The organism is Nitrosophilus sp., assembly GCF_982775275.1.
Window position 1 is genome coordinate 1 of record NZ_CEXZHP010000235.1, and the last position, 2,191, is coordinate 2,191.

A 2,191-nucleotide genomic window follows, 5' to 3' on the forward strand; every position below is an offset into this window, starting at 1 on the left:
AAACTTTGTAGAAGTTTTTGCCGGAAGCGGGAGTGTAGGTCTTGAGGCTTTAAGCAGAGGCGCCAAACATGTCTATTTTATCGAGATAGATAAAAACTCCTTTAATACTCTTTTAAAAAACGCAAAATCTTTGGATATAAACAGATGCACGCTTATTTTTGGAGACGCCTTTGAAAAAATATATGATGTTATAGAAAAACTTAAAAATAAAAAAGAGAAAGCCTATTTTTATTTTGATCCTCCATTTGCTATAAGAGAGGGACAAGAAGATATATATAAAAAGGTTATAAAAACTATTGAAAATTTACCAAAAGATACTGTTTTAATGATAATAATCGAGCATATGAGTAAAATAGATATGCCTCAAGAAATTGGAGAGTATGAACTTATAAAAAAGAGGAAATTTGGCAAAACAACTCTTAGCTATTATGGAGTCAAATCTTGAAAAAGCCTTATTTTAGTATAGCCATACTTATTTTTATTTTTATTTTCACTTTTTTTGGAGAATATATATATAGTGCATCTCCATACGAGTTAAATAAAGATGCAATACTTCTGCCACCTTCATTTGAACATCTTTTTGGAACCGATAGATTGGGAAGGGATCTTTTAGCAAGAATTATTAAAGGGGGGCAAATATCTCTAATTATTGGTGTTGGGAGTGCACTTATAGCATCTTTTATAGGTTTGATCGCAGGAATAAGTGCCGGTTTTTTTAAAGGAGAGGTAGATAAAAGTTTTGTTGTTATCGTTGATCTTTTTTTAACTTTTCCAACATTTTTTCTACTTTTGGCTCTTGTTAGCTATATAGAAGCATCAAGTTTTGTATTGATTGTTGTTATTTCCGTAACAGGTTGGATGACTACAGCAAGGATGATAAGAAGTGAGAGTTTTGAAATAAGTTCAAAACCCTTTATTAAAATTTTACAAATAGCTAAAGTTCCTTCATATAAAATAATATTAAAATATTTTGCCCCATTAATTGCTCCCATATTTTTTATAAGTTTTACTTTCGGAGTAGGAGGTGCGATTTTAAGTGAATCGGGTCTTAGCTTTTTGGGACTTGGCGTTTTGCCTCCCCAAATGAGCTGGGGATCTATACTTAGTGAAGGAAAAGAGGTGATAGATATCGCATGGTGGGTTAGTTTTTTCCCGGGTTTGATGATATTTTTGGTTACATTTTCCCTTATAAATATTTCTGATTATCTTCAAAATTTAACAAATAAAAAAGAGAGGATTTTATGATAAAAAATGTAGCTATAACCGGTGGAGTCCATGGAAATGAACTAACCGGAGCGTATCTGATAAAAAAATGGCTTAAAAAACCGATAAAATCAAATTTAAATATCGATTATATTCTTGCCAATCCAAAAGCTTTTAAAATGCAAAGAAGATATATAGATTATGATCTAAATAGATCTTTTTCTAAAGAGGCTTTATCAAAAGATTCCCATTTTTATGAGTTTGAAAGGGCAAAAGTTTTAAAAGAAAGAGTTAAAAATTGCGATTTTTTAATAGATCTTCATACCACGACTTCAAATATGAATATGAGTATAGTGCTTTCAAAAGATGACGATTTATCAAACAATCTGGCAAAAGCTTTGGCAAAAGAGTTTAAAGATATAAAGATTTTAAGATGGTTATCTAACAATGAAGGAGAGTTTATAAACAGTATCGTTCCCCATAGCATAACACTTGAAGCCGGAGCGATATGCCAAGGTGTTTTGGATCCTAACATATTTTTTAGATGCGATGAGATAGTAACAAAAGCGGTTAAAATATTGGAAAATATTCAAAACTTAAAAATCGATGAAAAGATAGAAGCCTACGAAATAGTTAAAGTTGTAGATTTTCCAAGAATAAATGAAGAAATAAGTGCAGTTATACATCCCAATTTAATAGGAAAAGATTACTGTTTAATAAATAAAAAGGACCCAATTTTTTTAGATTTTGAAAAAAATGAGATTTTATATGAAGGGGATCCCTTATTTGCGGTTTTTATAAATGAAGCGGCATATTATGAAAAAAGTATGGCTTTTTGTTTATGTAAAAAAGTTTTTATTTGAGTGGTTAATTTTGGTTAAAAAAGTTAAAATGGTTGAGTGGTTGGGTAGTTGAGTAGTGAAAAAGTTAGAAAGTGAAAAAGTGAGAAAGTGAGCGAGGGTAAAGCCGTTAGGCTTTAAGAGGCAAA

3 protein-coding genes are annotated in these 2,191 nt (G+C 30.6%); all 3 read left to right on the forward strand.

Annotated features, from left to right (window positions below; translation table 11 throughout):
- A partial coding sequence (locus AC30RD_RS08685; protein ID WP_489494110.1) for an RsmD family RNA methyltransferase occupies positions 1-445 on the forward strand: 445 nt, incomplete at its 5' end.
- A complete protein-coding gene (locus AC30RD_RS08690) occupies positions 439-1,245 on the forward strand; it encodes an ABC transporter permease (RefSeq protein WP_489494112.1) in 807 nt (268 codons plus the stop codon). The genes AC30RD_RS08685 and AC30RD_RS08690, both read left to right, overlap by 7 nt.
- The gene (locus AC30RD_RS08695; RefSeq protein ID WP_489494111.1) at positions 1,242-2,066 is read left to right on the forward strand and encodes an aspartoacylase; all 825 of its coding nucleotides are present in this window, start codon (positions 1,242-1,244) and stop codon (positions 2,064-2,066) included. The genes AC30RD_RS08690 and AC30RD_RS08695 overlap by 4 nt, the downstream gene beginning before the upstream one ends.
- Positions 2,067-2,191: the final 125 nt, after the last annotated feature.